The organism is Roseimicrobium sp. ORNL1 (genome assembly GCF_011044495.1).
In the GTDB taxonomy this organism is placed as follows: Bacteria; Verrucomicrobiota; Verrucomicrobiia; order Verrucomicrobiales; family Verrucomicrobiaceae; genus Roseimicrobium.
In genome coordinates this window covers 5,770,493-5,788,795 of the sequence record NZ_CP049143.1, presented here as the reverse complement: position 1 = coordinate 5,788,795, position 18,303 = coordinate 5,770,493, and the positions used below count along the sequence as shown (strand labels likewise).

The following is an 18,303-nucleotide window of genomic DNA, read 5'->3' as shown; positions in this document are numbered from 1 at the left end:
TATTCGTTAATGCATCGCGGGTCTGGTGCTCAGGCCCCGCGGAAATAATCGCACACCGCCTCGCTCATCGCAGCCACGGTGGCGGTGCGACCGTTGGACTCAGGCAGTACTTCGGTGAGAATCGCGAAAGCGTAGGGCGGGCGTTCCTTCACAAAGAAAAGTCCTGCATCGTGACTCACCGTGGAGATCTCGCCGGTCTTGTGCGCGACGCGCGTTCCTGGCGGCAGCTTCTTGGGCAGCACCGCGTTGTACTTTTGGTCGAATAGGATCTGCAGCATCGCCTCCCTGCTCTTCGCAGTGGTGAACTGCCCCTCCTGAATCACGCGAAACAGGCTCACCAATCCGGCTGAAGTGACTTCGTTGTTGATGCCCATCTCATGGGCCGCTGCATCCTCCACGCCCCGTTTGAGGTGGATGCCTGTCACGCCTGCATCGTGGAGTACCCGCTGTGCGTATTCCAGGCCGATGAGATCCAGGAGGAGATTGGTGGCGAGATTGCTGCTGACCGTGATCATGCGGTGGGCCAGCTCACGAATGCGCATGGTCCTGCCAATGCGCTGGTGCACCTCCTCATCCCCATCGCGTCCGCGTTGCAGACGAAAGGGTTCGCCATTTCCCGCGCTGATGAAGCGGTTCCGTACGTGGAGCGGATCATCCAGCCGCAGACGTTTCTCATCCACCGCCCTGAAGACGGCGAGGAGCACCGCCACCTTCATGGTGCTGGCCGCGTGGAACCACTCCTGCTCATGCCACCCAAACGTCCGCCCGGTCTCATGATCATACGCCGCGACGGACGCCCGCACCACGCCTCCGGTGCCTGCGATTTTGACCAGGGCGGATTCCAGTTCAGATTCGTTCATCGCTTCGTAGGCATACAGTGCATGAGGCGGGAGCGGATGCAATGCCAGCAACAGGCGGAAACTCCCGCCGCGCCCATACTTTATTCGCGTCTCGGCGCCCCACGACGTTCTTTGATCTGAATCGATCCCTCCCGCAAGCTCGTGCCGGAGTGCTTCGTAGGAGCCATGTCGCACAGCCCACGCTTCTCTTCCCATGACACCCTGCCTCTTCTCCATCAGCTATGCCGGATTCTGGGGGCAGGATGCCCTGAGCCTGGAGCAGTTCATCCGGCATGCCGCAGAGCTTGGGTATCCCTCCGTGATGATTGCCGGCAAACGCCCGCACCTCTCTCCCCTGGATGCGTCACCGGAGCTTCTGGATTCCGTCAGCCGGATGCTCGCTGCAGCGGAAGTGCGGTGCGAGGTCATTGCCGCCTACACGAATCTCTCCCAACCCTCCGGCGTGGGGTGTGAAGTGCCGCATCTGGAGTTTCAAATCGCCTATGTCGAGTCCCTGGCACGCATTGCCGCGAAGGTCGGGGCCAAGGTGGTGCGCATCTTCACTGCGTATGAGGTGGAGGGTCAGGACCCCCAGGCACAGTGGAAACGCTGCGTCACGGTGATCCGGGAAATGTGCGACCGCGCCGCGCCGCATGGTGTATCCATTGCCATCCAAAATCATCACGATCTTGCCCTGCATACGGAAGCCCTGCTGGAGCTCTTGTCAGACATCGACCGGCCCAACTGCGGTCTGGGCTTCGATGCATGGTCACCCGCGCTGAGGGGCGAATCTCTGTATGAAGCTGCCCTCATGGCCGCGCCGCACACGCTCATCACCACCAATGCGGACTACATCAAGGTCCCGCGCCACCGTTACCGTCCCGAACTGGTGAACTACGAGCGCCAAGCCACCGATTGGGTCCGCGCCGTCCCTTTCGGCACCGGTTTCATCGATTACCAGGCGTTTTTTCAAGGATTGCGCGACGGCGGGTTTGACGGCTTTGCGATGTACGAAATGTGCTCGCCCCTGCGCGGTGGTGGGTCTCTCAAAAACCTCGATAGCTGCGCCAGCGGCTACCTGCAGTGGATGCAGGCGCAATCATTGAGCCCTATTCAGCCGGTGAGAGGCTGAATACCGCTGCGTCAAAGAGCATCTGGGCGGGGTTTTACTTCGCGCCAGCGTTCTAGTAAGACCTTGGGCCTATGCCCGCTTTGAGGCGGGGCTGCTACGGTCTGCCCATGTACGACAACCGTCTTTTGGCGCCGTTCCCCGCAAAGCCTCACCTGCCACGTTTCACCACGGTGGGATCCAGTCCTGCTCGTGCCTGAGCGTGCTTTCCGGGATGACCACGCCAATACAGGAGGAAACAAAACCAAGGGATAAGCAGCAAGAGCAACGGCATCGGACATCAGAAGAAATCCATGAACGAGAAGAAGAGATCCACCATCCGTCAGGTGTTTCGCAGGCTGCTGCGTGTGACCGCGATGTTTTTCAAGTCGCCGGTCGGTGGGCGTGCCTGGTTTCTGGCGGGAGCGCTGCTGGTGCTCATGCTGTGCATCAATGGCATGAATGTGCTGAACAGCTTTGTGGGCCGGGATTTCATGTCATCGATTGAGGCCAGGGATAGGTCTGGCTTCGTCCGCTACGCATGGATGTACGCTGGCGTGTTTGCCGGCTCGACAGTGGTCGCTGTTTTCTTTCGGTTTGTGGAAGAGAGGCTGGGCCTGTTGTGGCGGGACTGGCTTACCCACCGCATCGTGGGTGTTTATATGGATGAGCGCATCTATCTGCATCTCCATGGAGAGGGGATCACCAATCCCGATCAGCGCATGACGGAGGACATCAGGCAGCTTACGACCTCTACGCTGTCTTTCCTGCTGATGATTCTGAGCGGTACCGTGACCGCGCTCTCGTTCTCCGGTGTGCTGTGGACTATCAGCCCGACTCTCTTTGTGGTTGCGGTGCTTTATGCCGCCGCCGGATCCACCCTCACCATCCTCCTCGGACGCCCGCTCATCCGGTTGAACTATCAGCAGGCAGACTATGAAGCGAATTTTCGGTCTGAATTGATTCACGTCCGCGAGAATGCCGACGGGATCGCGCTCACTGCCAACCAGGGCACCACGCGTGAGAGGTTGATGACTCGCATTGACCAGTTGGTGGCAAACTTTCGGCGCATCACCGCGGTGAACCGGAACCTCGGGTTTTTCACCACGGGATACAACTACATGATCCAGTTGATTCCCACCCTGCTGGTGGCGCCGCTCTTCATGAACAAGGGGGTCGACTTTGGTGTCATTGGGCAGTCGGCCATGGCCTTCGCCACGCTGGTCGCGGCCTTCTCGCTGGTTGTCACCCAGTTCCAGGCCATCTCTGCCTATGCTTCCGTTGTTACCCGGCTTGGTGAGTTTGTGGATGCCTCCGAACGGGCATCCATGCAGTCTGAAACACCCTCCATCAAGTCCCTGACAGGGACGGACCGAATCGTCTATTCCGGCCTTGAACTGCAGTCAGCAGACAAGTCAGGAAACGTCATTCTCAGGGATCTGAACGCAACCATTGTTCCGGGAAAAAATCTGCTGGTACATGGTGCGAATCAGGCGGCCAGGGTCGCCCTCTTCCGGGCGTCTGCCTCCCTCCACAACGAAGGCGGTGGCATGATCACCCGGCCGCCAGAGGCGGCCGTGGCATTCCTGCCCGAGCAGCCGTACCTGCCCGTGGGAACCGCGCGTGAAGTCCTTATCCCTCCGGGGCGTGAGAAGGAAATTGCCAATCGGGATCTTCAGCAACTCTTCGCCGAGGTCGGTCTGGTGTCGTCCAAGTTCAGAACTCTCGATGACTTCGAAGTGGCACGAGACTGGCATGATGTGCTTTCACTTTCGAAGCAGCAATTGATGTCTGTGGTGAGGGTCCTTCTTTCGGGGCCGCGTTTTGTGTTCCTGGACAACCTTGACTCTGTCTTGAGCACCCCGGTGCACAACAAAGTCCTGTCCGTACTGGCCAGCCGGGGCATCACCTGCATCTCCATCGGTGAAGAGGAGCCGGATCCCGCACTCTATGACACCAGCCTCGAACTGAAGGAGGACGGGACATGGAAGTGGACAGAACTGAAGTAAGGCCATCCACCATCCATCAAGAATTCCAGGACACAGAAGTTTCCCATATGACGCACACGCAGGCATCCGTGACATTTCCCTTCCGCGCCTCCAGTCCCTCCGGGCTGAGCATTGAGTTGAACTCGAATGGCTCCATCCGCCGAATCGATCATGGGGACATCATGATCAATCTCTTCCTGGGGAATGAAGCGGAAGGAGGGCCTGCAAATATCTTTCTGCGGCGGCATGGGAAAAGCATCGAAGTGCTTCCGTTGCTGGGGCCGCAAAGCCCGGCTTCCTACCGGTTCGAACAGCGGGGCATGACCGCCATGGGAAACTGGGCCGAATTGACCTTCCGTGTGCGCCTCGTGCTGGCAGAGTCTTCGCCCGCGTGGTTCTGGCATGTGGAAGTGGAGAACAACGGAACAGAGGAGGTCGAATGTGACTTGGTACATGTGCAGGATATTGCTCTCGCCCACTACGGAGCCATCCGGCTCAACGAATATTATGTGAGCCAGTACCTGGATCACACGCCTCTTCATCATGCCTCACGAGGCGTGGCAGTGGCTACAAGGCAGAACCAGTCCATGGGTGGACGCTGCCCGTGGACCGTCATGGGTTCCCTGGGTGAAGGCGTGGCTTATGCCACGGATGCTCTGCAGGTTCATGGATTCAGTGCGCGCACTGGAGATAAGCCTGTCGCATTGGCAGTAGATCTCCCCGGCAGCCGGCTGCAACACGAGCACTCCATGCCTTCCATCCAGGACGAGCGCCTGGTGCTGCAGCCCGGAGCACGTGTGCGGCGCGGATTTTTTGCATGGTTTGAAGCGAACAAACCTGAAGCTACGGCGACTGGAGACTCCAGGTTGATTGATTCAGCATTGGCCCTGCCGGAGGCGGCCTGTCCGCCATGGCCCGCGGAGGAACGGCATGCTTCGTCCACCGTTGCAGCCGGATTGTTTGCTTCCGCTCCACTGCTGGAAGCTCTCGACCTGGATAATGCTGACGTGCGTGACTTCTTTGGAACAGATCTGCGCGATGCGGAATATGAAGATGGCCACTTGCTCTCCTTCTTCGCGGGGGAGCGCGGTCATCACGTCGTATGCAGGCGCAAGGAACTCCAGGTGCTGCGCCCGCATGGACACCTCTTGCGCACTGGCGGTGCCCTCACTCCTGACGAATCTTCCCTGGCTTCTACGGCTTGGATGAGTGGAGTGTTCCATTCGATGGTCACGCAAGGTCACGTGAGCATCAATCGCTTCCTCTCCACCTGTCACACGTATCTGGGACTCTTTCGCAGTCATGGGCAGCGACTCTTTGTCGAAATGGAGGGGAAGTGGGTGCTGCTGGGCCTGCCCTCGACATTTGAGATGAGGCCGGACTTTTGCCGCTGGTTGTACAAGCATCACGCTGGCGTCATTGAAGTGACATCCGCTGCGCCAGACCATCGGCATGAACTGCTGCTTTCGGTGACCATCCTCGCGGGTAAGCCTGCAAGGTTTCTTGTTTCACACCACATCGCCATGAACGGTGATGATGGCAGTGGCTCGCTGCCGGCCCAGTACGACGTGAGGGATGGCGCGGCATTCGTGCGCGCGATTCCCGAGAGTGATGTGGGCCGCCGATTTCCCACTGGAGAGTTTTCCATCAAACCCTCCAGTGACACCGCGGTGGAGCGCATCGGTGGTGATGAACTGCTGTTTGCAGATGGTGTATCCCGAAGCCAGCCGTTTCTCTGCTTCGTCACTGCGCCCGCTCAAACCATATCGTTCAGCATCGAAGGCCACCTCGTTCTGGTTGCCAAGCCCGGCGCAGGTCATTTCTGGGAGTCAATCAGTGGCGGTCTCGGCATCGAGGCGCCTGTGACAAGCACTCTGGCGCCGCATGCGAGCCGTATGGCGGAGATTTTTCCCTGGTATATTCACAATGCGCTGGTGCACTACCTTTCGCCACGCGGCCTGGAGCAGTACTCCGGCGGAGGCTGGGGCACGCGGGATGTCTGTCAGGGACCAGTGGAGCTGCTGTTGGCCCTAGGCAGGTATGAACCGGTGCGGGACCTTCTCTGCCGTGTCTTCCGTCAGCAGAATGCGGATGGCGACTGGCCGCAGTGGTTCATGTTCTTTGATCGTGAGCGCGGCATTCGCCCGGGAGATTCCCATGGAGATATTGTTTACTGGCCATTGGTGGCTCTCGCTCAATATCTCTCCGCCACGGGCGACGCCAGCTTGTTGAAGGAGACTCTTCCTTTTTTTCATCCGGAAGGGGATGCGAAGGCGGAAACCGGTACGGTGGCAAAGCACGTGGATCGTGCCTTGGACCTGATTCAACGGCGAGTCATTCCCGGCACCCGTCTCGCGGCCTATGGGCACGGTGACTGGAACGACTCTCTCCAGCCCGCCAAGCCGGACATGCGTGAAAGGCTCTGCAGTGCGTGGACAGTGACGCTGAACTATCAAACACTCGTGGCGCTTGCTCTCGCTTTCCGAAGTCTCCGCCAGGTGGAACAAGCAGGAGAGTTTGAAGCGATGGCCGCTGTGGTTCTTGATGAGTTTCAGCGCGTGCTCGTCGTGGACGGAGTCGTGGCTGGGCTGGCCTATTTCCACGAGGACGGTCGGACCGACTTCCTTCTGCACCCCGGAGATGAGGCGACGGGCCTGTCCTACAGCCTCCTGCCGATGATTCACGCGATCATCAATGACATGTTCACCCCGCAGCAGGCGGTGGCTCATCTCGCATTGATTCGCAAACATCTGCTGGGCCCTGATGGCGCACACCTGTTTGATCGACCGCTGGCATATCGTGGGGGCATCCAGACGTATTTCCAGCGTGCGGAAAGTGCCAGCTACTTTGGGCGGGAGATCGGCATCATGTATACGCATGCCCATCTGCGCTACTGCGAGGCGCTGGCACGTTATGGCGATGCCGAGGCGTTCTTCCATGCCCTCTGCCAGGCCAATCCCATCGCCATCCGGCAGATCGTTCCCTCTGCCTCGCTGCGCCAGGCGAATTGTTACTACTCCAGCTCCGATCCGGCCTTCGCAGATCGATATGAAGCATTCGCTCACTATGACAAGGTCAACCTGGGCGAGGTGTCGCTTGAGGGCGGATGGAGAGTTTATTCCAGCGGGGCAGGCATCGCCACGCGCTTGATCATGCAGTGTTTCCTTGGGATTCGCCTGGAGAAGGAATCTGTTGTGCTGGACCCAGTGATGCCTGTTGCACTGGATGGATTGCGGGCGAGGCTTCTGGTATCAGGACGCCCCTTGGAGGTTTGGTATCGTGTCGCGGACAAGGGCTGCGGGATCACGTGTGTGAAACTCAACGGTTCCCCATTGGACTTCACGCGCGAACCCAATGCCTACCGGCAGGGCGGCGTTCGCATCCCTCTGGCGCGGTTCATCAGTCGATTCTCCGGAAAGGCCGATCAGCTTGTCATTTCACTAGGCTAGCACGGAGCCTGCGCCGAGCTGGAGTTCTGCCACGAATGGCAACGCGGTCACGCGCAGCGTTGTCATTCCTGCTTCATGTCGTTGCTTCTCGCCATCGGCTCTGGTGGTGGCCACGATGCTCTTTCCCGGAGGCAATGGTGGTGTGATGAAGAGTCCCCCAGGAGGCATGGTGACGAGGCCGCGGACCTCCACGTAGATGGTGTTCTCATCACGGGCTGCGATGCAGAAGGCGAGCTCACCAAAGCGGGTGGGGAGACCTCGCACGGCGAAGCCATCTTCCTTAGAGATCCACGACCAGGGCATGCCGGCAGCGAGCACCAGGGAGTCGGTAGCTTCCCGTTCTGAGGCTACCATGGATGCTACTGCCAGCAGATATTCCGCGGCGATCCAGGTATGCGGCACGTCACCGAGGTGACCAGGCGAGCGGGGATCCCGCCAGGTGATCTCCGGCCACTGATTCCACTCCCGCGGCCGTCGGTCGGAGAGGAAGAAGCTGAGCAATTCGTTGGCCTCATCACGCCGTCCCAGCCGGACGAATGCGCCGATGATGCGAATCTCATAAGCGGTGTAATTGTTCCAGGGCATCTCTCCCCGATGCTTGCGATGGAATCCGTCGAGATAGGTATCCAGCATCGCGTGCAGCGGTTCACGTGGCAGCACATCTGCGAAGTCCAGCATGGCAATGGCATTGGACGTGGCCGTGGGATCAAAGTCGGCCCATTCGACCGAGCCCGGGATATACGCCAGATTCTTTTCCGCGATGACTTTCTGTAGAGAGCGCGAGATGTCGTCCTGGAAGGCAGAGGCTTCACTGCGCCACCGCGCTGCATCCGCAGATTTTCCCGCATGCTCCGCGAGGTCGGCAGCCGCCTGAAGTCCGCGCACGCCCCAGAAGTCATCCCAATAGGAATGCACGGGATGCGCTAGGTAGCCTTCATGACTGGCGGATTCTGGCAGCAATCCGTAGCAGGCAGCGAGTTCACCGCTCCGATACTGGTCCGTCATTCTCTGGGCTCGCAGCGTGATGAGGTAGTCCGCCGCCTTGTGAATGTGGGGCAGCATGCGCTCCAGGAAGGCGGGGTCGGCAGCGTTGCGATAGTCTTCACGCAGACCCCAGAGGAATTGTCCATGGCTGTCATGCTCCACCAACCAGTCGACGCCATCGCGATCCACCACGCAGGGGACGAAGCCGTCTTCACGCTGAAAGGGCGCATACCAATCGAGGAAGATACGCAGGGACTGCGGCAGTCCCCCCTTGGCTAAAGCCGCACCCATGATCACGCAATCGCGCACCCACGAGCGTGTGTAGCGCCGTGGCCCCGGCTGGATGGCAGGGCCATCGCGGTTGATGAGGATGTGCCCGGCGGTGGTGCGGAAGCAATCAAACACCGGCCGCGCGCAGTCCGGCACCTGCCAGCGCACTTTGCCCAGCGTCTGCCCCCAGTCCGCCAGTGCCTGGGAGTGGGCCTGCTCTCCGGTGGCGTTCGCCTTTTCGAAATAGGGAAAAGATACGGTGGCTTCGAGCACCTCCGCTCCAGGGGCAAGATCCCATACCATGGCGCCACCGATATGCCCGCCCTCGTCACAAGCCAGGCGTCGCGGCGGCAGCGCCCCTGACAGGAGAAACGAGGTCACGCCACCCTCCTCGAAGCTGGCCGCACCCATACCGGCCGGACTCGGCGTGCAGGTGAGGACTTTGCCGTCCACCCGCATCTCCCCGCCGGTGCAGTCGACCTCATAGATAGGACTCATGCCACCCAGGTTACGAAACGCCTGCCAGGGAGGGTTCACCTGGAAAGGACGCACTGCGACGACCAGGCGAATGCCGGGCTTCGGATCGTCGCACTCAAGACGGTAGGTGACATGGAGCGTCAGCGACTCTCCATGGCCATCCACCCAGGGATGGATTTCAAGACGCATGCAGCGCGCTGTCCACGCGACCGAGGGCACGGGCGCTCCGTCTTCAGCTATGGAGGGCGTAGTATCCGCATCCGCCCATGAGATCATGCCACCTTTCACCAGGATGAAGGGCTCCAGAGAGAATCCCGCTTCATCCGTCTCCACCATGCCTTCTTCATTGATCAAGGCACGGCGCCTTCCCTCCGGACTGCCAATGGGTGTCCAGTAGGACTGCTCGCGGTACCAGTAGCGGGGGAACATGCCTCGCGGACATTCCGATGCCACATGATGGACAAACTCATTCGGCGTGCGCGAGAAGGCATCCGGCCGGAGTGAGATGGTCTGGATCGCGGCACACGCGGCATTTTTGAAACAGATCCTCAGGTGACGGGCTTCACACCCCGGCGCGGAGATGAAGCTCTTGGCGCCCAGACCAGAGCTTGCCTGATAGATGGACGTCCAGTGTTCTCCGTCATCTGAGATCTCCACTCGATATGCCCTCGGCGGCAGGCCACACGGCCACGTGATGACAAGTCCGCCAAAGCGCACAGATTTGCCAAAATCCACATGGCACGAGGGTTCCTTATCATCAGGATCCGCCTGCCAGATCGCATCTGCATCGGGGGTCCAGATGTTCTCGGCGGCATGCCAGTGATAACAACTGGACGCATGGATGGACCGAGGCGCGGTGAGTGTCTGATCCGTCATGGACGGGCGGGACAACTCCAGTGTGCCCTTTCCTCCCGGGCCTGCGGCGATGGCTATCTCGATGGCTTCGACTTCAGAAGGCGCACCGCCTCCTGCGGGTCCCCACGCGAAAGGGAGCTCCCGCTCGTTGAAGCGATAGTCTGTCCACTGGGAGGGCAGAGCGAAATCCTGTCGCAAATGGCGCCACACATTCGCACCACCGGCAGCGGCCACCTTGAATTCAAAGTGATTCGGCAGGCCCTCTCCTCGCAGACGGAAACCGATGTCGAACGTGCTAGGGAGGCTGAAGGGAAACGTGCGCCGCAACACCACGAAACCTCCACCTCCGTGGAAATCGTAGTCCAGGCGCAGCCCGGGCTCGCCCGCGTTCGTGTGGATGGCAGTAATCTCTCCTCGGGCCTGACCAGACGCTACCACTTGCCAGGCGCCTGCATCATCAAACAGGGAAAAAAACGGATGTGCTGCCATAAAAGGAAGCCGTGCAACTCGATGCGAAACTGGAGAAGGTCACCCAATGAAGGGCCTCATCTGCGACTAGCGATAGTGCCGGAGGGTGCCGTAGCGCGGTCCATGGAAGTAGGGACCATATGCTCCATACCATCCCATTGCCAGGTCGGGTGGCATCAGCACTGCCTCCTGCTCCGCGGTGTTTTCCTGCATGAGCAGTCGCTGATACTGGCGGAACTTGAGTGTGTCCCCCACGAATGCGGTGCCACGCTTCTCATCCTTGTACACGTAGAGCGTCTTTCCTTCCGCCGTGATTTGGTGCATCTTGTAGGCGGGCGCCTCGGCGTAGAGCTTCTCCTGCTTGGGGCCTTTGGGAGTGACTTCGAAGAATCCCGCGGAAGAGAGTTGGGATCTCGTGCTGGAGATATCCGAGCTGGCGCACCCGATGAGTGCGATAGCGGCCAGGGTGGTGAGGGCAAGGGAAAGGCTGCGTGCCTTCATGGTAGGTCGGGAGTACGGGGCGCGTTGAGGAGTGAGGAAGGGTACAGTGGGGTCGCGTGAAATGGAGTCTGCGTGCAGAATCCACTTTAAGACAACGCCATGGTAAAATGTTGCCCCTGTGGTGAAGCTATACCAATAGGACCTTGGGCGTATACCCCCCCTACCAGTGCGATCTCGCATGAGACCGCAGTCGCTTTTCAGCCGGCAAATACACCTTGCGCTTCACCTACTCGATAGATAGAACGCTCACCCATGCGCATGGTGGGACCCATGAAGAAGCCCCTGCCATCCCTGCCACGCCATGAGCAGCGCCAGCAGCACGAGCACGGCACAGGAGATGTAGGGAGCGCGGCGCATCCATTCTCCCAAGCCGCTGAACTTCCGGTGCGCCTTCTGCAGGCTCCATGCGGCAATGACACCCACCGCCACCATGGTGAGCGCCAGTCCCAGGCTGAAGGCGGCCACGAGGGTGAAGCCAAGCGTGACACGCTTCACCTGCAGGCACACCAGCAGAACCGTGAACGCCGCGGGGCAGGGCATCAGGCCACCCGTGATGCCGAAGAGCACAATCTGCGGCGTGGTCACCGTGCGGTTGGCAAAGCGACGGGCGATGTCCTCCGCGTGCGCCCGCTCGTGCGCATCCTGGTACTCGACTCCATCGTCTTCACGCACCTCCGTCACCGCCGGCGCATCGCCTGAACCGGACACATCCTTGCTGAATTGCAGACGATAGGTGTGTGCATGATCGGCGTGTCCGAGGGTGATCACGGCCAGGAATTCATGCGGCTCAGGAAGTTCGCCGGTGGCCTCCCAGCAGCTGCCGTCGGGCTCGAACCGGAACTGCTGGGTACGCCCATCCAATCGCACGGTCTCGACACTGAGCTGCGTGCTCTTGGGGAGAGGCACCAATTGACCAGAGGCCTTGCAGGGGAAGATGCGGAATCTGGACGACTCGCTCGTCTTGTGAATGCACACCTCCAGCCAGCCATGACCGGTATCCAGAAGCGCGCCTCCATTCATACCGCGGCGCTTTGCAGCAGACGGAAGAGTTGACGTTGCCGGCCGGGATTCCAGGGAGAAAGGGGCGCCAGCATTGGCTCCCAATCCCGCAGGGATGATCAGCCCTGAGGAAGTCACCGCCTCACCCGCGAGCAATGATTTCCCAGAGGGCAGCGGAGCGTGTTGGTGGGAATGCGAGTGCGGGTGCGAGTGTGTGCCTGACTGCCAATCTCCCGCCGACTCCGACTCTGAAGATGCAGTGGAGGTGGACGTTGCAGACATCTGGCTAAATGCCGCCCTCACCGCGTCGAGGTCTACCTTTGGCTGGGCCGAAAGGGTCTCACCATCCTTATGCTCATGCGTGTGGCTGTCGCGGCTCTCCTTGTGCGGATGCGAATGCTGGTGCTGTTGCAGGTGTTGATGAGCTTCCTCAAGCTCGCGCCGGGTCCGCAGGAACATCCAAATGGCCAGGCCGAGAATCATGACCGCAGAAGCCAGGTGGAAGTACGGCTCGGTGTGCTCCGCATTCCAACTGCTGCCGAAGCTCAAGGCCAGCGCAGCCAGTACCCAGATGAGCAGGGAGTGTGAAATGGCCGCCGAGAGTCCCAGGAGCACGGCCTGCATCACCGTGCCCCGAATGGCGATGATGAACGCGGCCATCATCGTCTTGGAATGACCGGGCTCCAGCCCATGCAAGGCCCCGAGCAGGATGGCCATGGGGATGTACAGCCACACGTGGGCACTCCCGCTCTGGATGAGTTGTTGAATGTCTGGCATAAGATTGAAGTACGGAACGGGCGTAGGATGATGAATCGCTCAGAGGCACCTTATCATGGATTTTTTTGCCGGGCTGCATTGGCTTTGAGCTTCCTCAAGACCCCTGCGATTGGGCGGCTGCTTTTGGTGCCGTGGGTGTGGGCTCTGGCCTTGCATAGATTTCCACAGCGGACTCCTCCGAGTGGCAATAACCGAGAAAGTTTCTGCATTCCACCTCGGCGAACTCGTCCATGCTGTGGGCTTCCATGCCTACAACGGCCTGTTCACCATTGGGGCGCTCAACGAGAGCGAGCACCGGGATGGGGAGCAGCAGCAGGTCGTCCATGGACCGTGGTGTTCCATCGTCATTTCGTATGTTGAAGACTGCGAGCACGGGTGCGCCCGGGGTGACCAGTTGAATGATTTTGCTGTTCATGTGATACGTGTTGAGGTCAGTGGTTAGAGTCCGATTTGCCATCCCTTCGACGTGCAAACCATCTTGATAAAGGCGGCGGCGATGTCCGTGCGCATCCAGGTCTTTCTGCAGAGCTGGTGAGCCCAGCCTACCAATTGGATTGGCTCGGTGATCTGGTCGAGATCCACCTCATAGGAGTACCCGCCTGCGTGAAGTGTGATGGTATTGTTGTCCTCGTGGAACTGGATGAGCCGTGACATCTCCTCCCGAATCGGTTTGACCTGCTCACCCAGGTCCGCAATGGACATCGGCTTGATTCCTTCAGGAGTGCAGGAGTCGTGGTAGGCGAGCAGCCTGCTGCTGTAGCCGTGGTCTTGATCAGCGCGGGCAGTGGAGACGTCCGTAATGGGCCGCCTGCACCTTTCACAGACGACGCGGGGAGCATCGGTGTTGGGGATAAGAGAAAGGGTGAGCATGTATCCGTTATTATATGTGTTGGTTATGTCATCTGTGGAATCACCACCGGGCAGGATGGGTTTCAGGAGCGTGGTTGGTGCGACCTGAAATTGCTCCAGCGGCATTGCACGATGCCTCCGGTCTGGCTGATGCGGGATACCAGGGAAGGTCCTGCAGCTTGGGAAAAGGCCTCCATGTCGAGGTTGGCGATAATCAACGTGGGCAGCAGGCTGCCGTGGCGATGGTCGAGGATATTGACGAGCAGCCGGTTCTCCCAGTCGCTATCGCTGCGCTCCTGGAACTCATCGATAACGAGAAAGGGCGTCTTCCTGAAGCTCTCCAGGGCAGACCATTCGTCCTCCTTGCTGTGCGGCAGCCAGGATTTCCGGATGGCGACGAAGAGGTCCAGGGCCCGGATGTAGGTGCCGGGGGGCTGGTGCTTCTGCCGGCGCTGGTCAGCGAACCACGTGGCCATGACCGTCTTGCCGCGGCCACGGTCGCCGATGATGGCGATGGTTCCGTTTCCCTCGACGTAGGGCAGGAGTTGCCGGGCCTTGGCCAGCGGCTCCCCGGTGAAGTGCTTGAGGTCTCCGATGGCCCGCTCCGTCCAGTCTGATGTCCACGGGGGCAGGGGACGCGCTGAGTTCGTGGTCCGTTTCTGGCTGCATGGCTGCTCCGCGGGGGCATCGATGCAGCCATCGCACAACATCAGCGGACGTTTGAAGATGCTCTCCACGCTGGAGAGTTCCTCCATCGTGAGATCGTGGATGGCGGTGCCGCAGCGTGCGCATTTGATGGCGTCTGTGCTCATAGTCTCCTCATGTCAATGGCCCGCACGTCCGTGGGGATTTCACCTGGGCGCTGCCCGTTCTCGTCGCGATTGTTGCCGCGCCGGGCGAGTGGAGAGGTGGAGGATGCCGATGTCGTTGCAGCATGAGACGTCGGCGTCTTGAGCTGGGCCGCGATATCGTTCCAGAACGTGCAGAGTCCGTGAATCGTGGATGCCTGGGCGCACTTGGTTGCGAAGCGGTCGTCCCTGTACCGTGCCCATGCCTCCTGCGCCCGCGCGATGAACGAGTCTGGAGAGAGCTCCCTGACGAGAGGGAGGAACCGCTTCAGCGCGGAGCCGTCCTTCCCTCCGTTGAGGGCGTAGGGCTCTCCGTGATGCTCGCGATAAGCCCCTTCCCACAGATGGCAAATCTCGCTGTGGCGGGGGTCGGGCCGTGGTCCCGCTGCGGATGAGGTCGAAGAAAGTGCCAAGTCACCCCGGGGTCCAGCCGCATCAGCGGAAGAGACCTTTTCCTTTTCTCTTTCCTTCCTATTCCCTTTGTCTTTCTCTTCCTCTTTTGTTGGGCTCTGGGTTGGGTTCGCGCTTCGGTTATTCTCGCACACGCTTGGGTTTTGCACTTCCGTTGAGTCAGAGCGGGTGGAGGGTCTGCCACCGCCCCGTCCGTTGGCACGTGCGGCAGCTTGTTTTTCGGGTGACCTGGACGCACCGCCGCGCGCTGCGAGCCTGCGATTGCGGCGGACTTTCTTCTCGTTTTTCGCCGGGTAGAAGCTCACCACCAGGTCACCGTCGCGCCAGCTCCACAGGCCACAGTCGGCACTCACCTCTTCGAGGGTGACTCCACACGTGTGCTGCCACTGCCGGTCCTTCCACTCACCACCGCCCACGATCACCCCGCCATTCTCCTGCTCACAGCAATAGCCCAGCAGGCTCAGCCACGTGGCACGGTTCACCGGCTCAGCCGACACGTACTCAGGAGAGCGAATGGTCGTCGTCTGGAGATTGAGATAAAGCATGCGAAGGGGAAGGGTCAGGTGCTCGATGTGGCGTTTTCGCGGGGCGTGTGCGGAGCTTCGCCTCAGCGCGGCATGCCTCCTTCTGAGACCGTTCCCGTGGCCGGGTCGCGTTCGAGAAAACCCAGCTCCAAAAGCTTGGTGGCCGTGAATTGCCGTATCTGTCGTCCCAGGCTTCTGCCCTCGCTTCGGGCGACCTTTTCCAGGGCAGCCCTCTCCGCCTTGCTGAGGGGGGTATTGATGTGCGTTACGTCCTCTCTCATCCGCTGTACACCTTGTGTAACCACACAAGGTGTACACGAGAGTCACTGTGGGTGCAATCAAAAGTTGATTTTTGTGATTGAGCGCGGTTAGTCACCCATGCCGCGAGACCCGGAGAAGACCAAAGTCGGCGTGTGGCTCAGTCCAGACGAGCGCAAGGCGCTGGCGAAAACCCTTGAATTTCTGGGGGTTAAGACGTTTGCGGATCTCGCGCGGACCCTCATCACCGCGAGCGATTGGCCCCAGTCACGCATCGACGCCCTCGCCCGGCTTTTCGCTGCCGCGAGAGACACTACCAAAGACGCCCGCGCGGAGTGCGTCCTCGTGAAGTTGCGACCCGCAGAATTCCAGGCCCTGGCTGCGGAGGCTGAGGATGGTCAGCTCGCCGTGGATGAAGTGGTCTACGACCTCATCCGGCGAGACCTCCGCAGGCCACCCCTGTCCGGAGCTCGGGAGAAGTCTGCGCAGACGCATTCCCCTCTCCGGCCGGGTGACGCTTCACCGGACAGCGACAGCGCGCCCAAGCTCCACGAGCAGGCTCTCGCGGGCACCATCTTCGCCTTGAAAAATGATCCCGATGGCCTCGCTTCCGTAGAGCGGTCTCTCGAAGGCATGCGTCCCACAGAGACCCCCGGCGATGCCTTCCATCAGGGATACCCCTCCGCCATCAGTGTGCGTGAGGTCATCCACGCCCTGGCACGCCTCGGTGCCGACGTGGAGGAAAAACTCACCACCCAGCACCTGCCCAACCTGACCGAACTCAGAAGAGCCTGGGCCAGGCTGCTCCTGGGCGCGCGGAGTGAAGGTGATGGGAGGTGATGGGGGAGAGGAGGGGTTACGCACTCTTGTTTCCCAATCCAAGCACAGGTCGGTCGTAGGATCTGGTGCGCATGATGATCTCATCCCAGGCAGCAATGGCATGTCGCAGGGTGATGCCGTGCGCCTTCAATTCATCGCCCTTCTGCTCCTTGAGCGTCCACAGCGCATCCGCCACTTTCTGAGCGGTAAGCTTCTCCCAAGTCACCAAGCGGAACTCGCGACCACCTTCCAGCTCTGCGACACCACGGGCCAGCATCCCGGCGAGAATCATGCCATCCCACTTGGTGGCCTGCTCCAGGAATACGCACGTAGCACTGGCGATGTCGTGAGGGATTCGGGAGGTGGCGGGCATGTGTTCTAATGAACACATTTGCAACGCTGCGTCAAGCGGCAGCACGGTGCGCTCTCACGTGGTCGTGCTGGCGGTGATACCGACGGAGGCCAGGGCGAACGTGATCCCCGGGGGCGACTTTGGGCATGTTCTCTACCGCAGCCGCATCGTGCCCCGAAGCGTGATACCAGACCTCAGTAAAGTTTCGCCTGTTGTAGTACATGCCGCAGCCCTCGCAGCAGGTGAAGTGCCGCTGGTCGCGATGAGGCAGGTGCGTAAATGAATCACCACAGATGCCAGCACTGAGGATTTCCAAAGTGGCCATGACAGGGAATCGCATGTGCTCCTCTCCGATGGCTGAAACGTCATTCAACTTCGGGTTGCGGTTCGGGTGGGATGCGGCCTCAAGCACGGCGAGGAGGGCAAGGAGAGGGCAAAGAACGGCGGGCCGGGTGTCGAGCTGTGGTTGTGCCTAAAGCTGGCCAGAGAGCGCGATACGGCTGCCGTGGGCAGGCTGGCAGAGGCAAGGGTGGCGCTCACGCCATCAGGCAGGCGGTGAGGTGTCCTTGAGTGAATGCAAGCCCGTCAGTGTCCTTGGGTGCTGGCGGGTTGCCGGTTTCCTCACTTCAGAGCTTTGATCAGACTTTCGGTGATATGTTCCGAGGTGCCACTTCCGCCCATAGTCATGATTTCCTCGTTCGTTTTGGTGTCCTGAAGGGAAATGTCATAGTGGTACACCGGACGGAGAGAGGGGAAGAGGTAGTCGTAGAACTCCACCGAAGCCTCCATAGCGTACCGGGTGCCATAGGCCGCGCCAGCGTTGTAGTTGGTCACGTTTTTCACCTTCACCGTCCAACCTTCCCTTAGCAGGGCGCTCTTTAGTGGAGCCATCGCGGACCCAGGCGGAACAGTGATGCTGCGGTCAGACTGATCAACGGAGCCGGTTTTTTGAAGCTGATTGGCGCACGAGGCAAGTAAGAGGGGGAACGCGAGGAGAAACCACTTCATGCGCCCGGACTCTAGCAGGGATGTCAAGCCGCCGGACCGTTCCAACAAAAAAAGCCCATCACCGGGGGAAATCACTGCGAAGAGTGCGCCAAAGCCGGATCATGGCGCGGGAAAGATGATGCGGGGTGGAGGGGAGTCAAGGGGGGCATTGGACTGACCCGCGGCCGTCATGAGGCTACTTCTTCGGCTTTGATGGTGTCTTTTTGTTCAAGAGGACCGACAATGCATTTTGGAGTTCAGCCTCGTCTTTGAGGGCTTACGCCAGCCTTTCTGACTCGACAGGAATTGCTCAGCGACACATGCCGAGCTGATCCGTGCTGTATGGCGATGCTTCCCCATGCACAATGCTGAAGTGCTCCGACGTCTTGAGTACTGCACTTTTACTGCACTGCCTCGTAACTCGTTGAGTATTAGAGAGCGGGTGATGAGAATCGAACTCACGTATCAAGCTTGGGAAGCTCGTGTTCTACCATTGAACTACACCCGCGTCGGTCCCGACGTGTCGGGATGCACTGGACG

General features: G+C 60.0%; 15 protein-coding genes, 1 tRNA gene and 1 pseudogene. 4 read left to right on the top strand and 13 right to left on the bottom strand.

What is annotated here, in order from left to right; translation table 11 throughout:
• Positions 1-29 precede the first annotated feature (29 nt).
• Positions 30-860, bottom strand: a complete 831-nt coding sequence (locus G5S37_RS23315) for a serine hydrolase (RefSeq protein WP_165207169.1) — start codon at positions 858-860, stop codon at positions 30-32.
• 193 nt (positions 861-1,053) lie between these two features.
• Here G5S37_RS23315 and G5S37_RS23310 point away from each other — a divergent pair, with 193 nt between their 5' ends.
• From G5S37_RS23310 to G5S37_RS23300, 3 genes are all read left to right on the top strand, one after another.
• The gene (locus tag G5S37_RS23310; RefSeq protein ID WP_165207167.1) at positions 1,054-1,971 is read left to right on the top strand and encodes a sugar phosphate isomerase/epimerase family protein; all 918 of its coding nucleotides are present in this window, start codon (positions 1,054-1,056) and stop codon (positions 1,969-1,971) included.
• A 290-nt stretch (positions 1,972-2,261) separates the two neighbouring features.
• Positions 2,262-3,956 (top strand): SbmA/BacA-like family transporter, encoded by a 1,695-nt coding sequence (locus G5S37_RS23305; protein WP_165207165.1) that lies wholly within the window; start codon positions 2,262-2,264, stop codon positions 3,954-3,956.
• Positions 3,957-4,003: 47 nt separating this feature from the next.
• Positions 4,004-7,384, top strand: coding sequence for a hypothetical protein (locus tag G5S37_RS23300; RefSeq protein WP_165207163.1), 3,381 nt, complete (start codon positions 4,004-4,006; stop codon positions 7,382-7,384).
• On the opposite strand, the gene G5S37_RS23295 is transcribed toward G5S37_RS23300, so the two are convergent.
• From G5S37_RS23295 to G5S37_RS32400, 9 genes and pseudogenes are all read right to left on the bottom strand, one after another.
• On the bottom strand, positions 7,376-10,459 hold the full coding sequence (locus G5S37_RS23295; protein ID WP_165207161.1) for a discoidin domain-containing protein: 3,084 nt from the start codon (positions 10,457-10,459) through the stop codon (positions 7,376-7,378). The genes G5S37_RS23300 and G5S37_RS23295 overlap by 9 nt on opposite strands.
• A 66-nt stretch (positions 10,460-10,525) precedes the next feature.
• The gene (locus G5S37_RS23290; RefSeq protein WP_165207159.1) at positions 10,526-10,939 is read right to left on the bottom strand and encodes a hypothetical protein; all 414 of its coding nucleotides are present in this window, start codon (positions 10,937-10,939) and stop codon (positions 10,526-10,528) included.
• Between the two features lie 246 nt (positions 10,940-11,185).
• On the bottom strand, positions 11,186-11,959 hold the full coding sequence (locus G5S37_RS32905; RefSeq protein WP_240914894.1) for a sulfite exporter TauE/SafE family protein: 774 nt from the start codon (positions 11,957-11,959) through the stop codon (positions 11,186-11,188).
• A 333-nt stretch (positions 11,960-12,292) separates the two neighbouring features.
• Positions 12,293-12,715, bottom strand: a pseudogene (locus G5S37_RS32900) (nickel/cobalt efflux protein RcnA); the annotation flags it as partial.
• Between the two features lie 94 nt (positions 12,716-12,809).
• Positions 12,810-13,130, bottom strand: coding sequence for a hypothetical protein (locus G5S37_RS23280; protein ID WP_165207155.1), 321 nt, complete (start codon positions 13,128-13,130; stop codon positions 12,810-12,812).
• A 23-nt stretch (positions 13,131-13,153) separates the two neighbouring features.
• A complete protein-coding gene (locus tag G5S37_RS23275) occupies positions 13,154-13,585 on the bottom strand; it encodes a hypothetical protein (RefSeq protein ID WP_165207153.1) in 432 nt (143 codons plus the stop codon).
• Between the two features lie 62 nt (positions 13,586-13,647).
• Positions 13,648-14,376, bottom strand: coding sequence for an ATP-binding protein (locus tag G5S37_RS23270; RefSeq protein ID WP_165207151.1), 729 nt, complete (start codon positions 14,374-14,376; stop codon positions 13,648-13,650).
• Positions 14,373-15,368, bottom strand: coding sequence for a hypothetical protein (locus G5S37_RS23265; RefSeq protein WP_165207149.1), 996 nt, complete (start codon positions 15,366-15,368; stop codon positions 14,373-14,375). The genes G5S37_RS23270 and G5S37_RS23265 overlap by 4 nt, the downstream gene beginning before the upstream one ends.
• A 62-nt stretch (positions 15,369-15,430) precedes the next feature.
• A complete protein-coding gene (locus G5S37_RS32400) occupies positions 15,431-15,628 on the bottom strand; it encodes a hypothetical protein (protein ID WP_206026118.1) in 198 nt (65 codons plus the stop codon).
• Positions 15,629-15,725: 97 nt separating this feature from the next.
• Here G5S37_RS32400 and G5S37_RS23260 point away from each other — a divergent pair, with 97 nt between their 5' ends.
• Positions 15,726-16,445 (top strand): hypothetical protein, encoded by a 720-nt coding sequence (locus tag G5S37_RS23260; protein ID WP_165207147.1) that lies wholly within the window; start codon positions 15,726-15,728, stop codon positions 16,443-16,445.
• Positions 16,446-16,461: 16 nt separating this feature from the next.
• Here the strand turns inward: G5S37_RS23260 and G5S37_RS23255 are convergent, their stop codons facing one another.
• From G5S37_RS23255 to G5S37_RS23245, 3 genes are all read right to left on the bottom strand, one after another.
• A complete protein-coding gene (locus G5S37_RS23255; protein WP_165207145.1) occupies positions 16,462-16,797 on the bottom strand; it encodes a hypothetical protein in 336 nt (111 codons plus the stop codon).
• A gap of 600 nt (positions 16,798-17,397) precedes the next feature.
• A complete protein-coding gene (locus tag G5S37_RS23250) occupies positions 17,398-17,667 on the bottom strand; it encodes a hypothetical protein (RefSeq protein ID WP_165207143.1) in 270 nt (89 codons plus the stop codon).
• Between the two features lie 533 nt (positions 17,668-18,200).
• Positions 18,201-18,271: transfer RNA gene (locus G5S37_RS23245), tRNA-Gly, on the bottom strand.
• Positions 18,272-18,303 lie beyond the last annotated feature (32 nt).

Bases quoted from the DNA above. Each gene is read 5' to 3' on its own strand.
- G5S37_RS23315 (WP_165207169.1), bottom strand. From the start codon at position 860: ATGAACGAATCTGAACTGGAATCCGCCCTGGTCAAAATCGCAGGCACC.
- G5S37_RS23310 (WP_165207167.1), top strand. From the start codon at position 1,054: ATGACACCCTGCCTCTTCTCCATCAGCTATGCCGGATTCTGGGGGCAG.
- G5S37_RS23305 (WP_165207165.1), top strand. From the start codon at position 2,262: ATGAACGAGAAGAAGAGATCCACCATCCGTCAGGTGTTTCGCAGGCTG.
- G5S37_RS23300 (WP_165207163.1), top strand. From the start codon at position 4,004: ATGACGCACACGCAGGCATCCGTGACATTTCCCTTCCGCGCCTCCAGT.
- G5S37_RS23295 (WP_165207161.1), bottom strand. From the start codon at position 10,459: ATGGCAGCACATCCGTTTTTTTCCCTGTTTGATGATGCAGGCGCCTGG.
- G5S37_RS23290 (WP_165207159.1), bottom strand. From the start codon at position 10,939: ATGAAGGCACGCAGCCTTTCCCTTGCCCTCACCACCCTGGCCGCTATC.
- G5S37_RS32905 (WP_240914894.1), bottom strand. From the start codon at position 11,959: ATGAATGGAGGCGCGCTTCTGGATACCGGTCATGGCTGGCTGGAGGTG.
- G5S37_RS23280 (WP_165207155.1), bottom strand. From the start codon at position 13,130: ATGAACAGCAAAATCATTCAACTGGTCACCCCGGGCGCACCCGTGCTC.
- G5S37_RS23275 (WP_165207153.1), bottom strand. From the start codon at position 13,585: ATGCTCACCCTTTCTCTTATCCCCAACACCGATGCTCCCCGCGTCGTC.
- G5S37_RS23270 (WP_165207151.1), bottom strand. From the start codon at position 14,376: ATGAGCACAGACGCCATCAAATGCGCACGCTGCGGCACCGCCATCCAC.
- G5S37_RS23265 (WP_165207149.1), bottom strand. From the start codon at position 15,368: ATGCTTTATCTCAATCTCCAGACGACGACCATTCGCTCTCCTGAGTAC.
- G5S37_RS32400 (WP_206026118.1), bottom strand. From the start codon at position 15,628: ATGAGAGAGGACGTAACGCACATCAATACCCCCCTCAGCAAGGCGGAG.
- G5S37_RS23260 (WP_165207147.1), top strand. From the start codon at position 15,726: ATGCCGCGAGACCCGGAGAAGACCAAAGTCGGCGTGTGGCTCAGTCCA.
- G5S37_RS23255 (WP_165207145.1), bottom strand. From the start codon at position 16,797: ATGCCCGCCACCTCCCGAATCCCTCACGACATCGCCAGTGCTACGTGC.
- G5S37_RS23250 (WP_165207143.1), bottom strand. From the start codon at position 17,667: ATGGCTCCACTAAAGAGCGCCCTGCTAAGGGAAGGTTGGACGGTGAAG.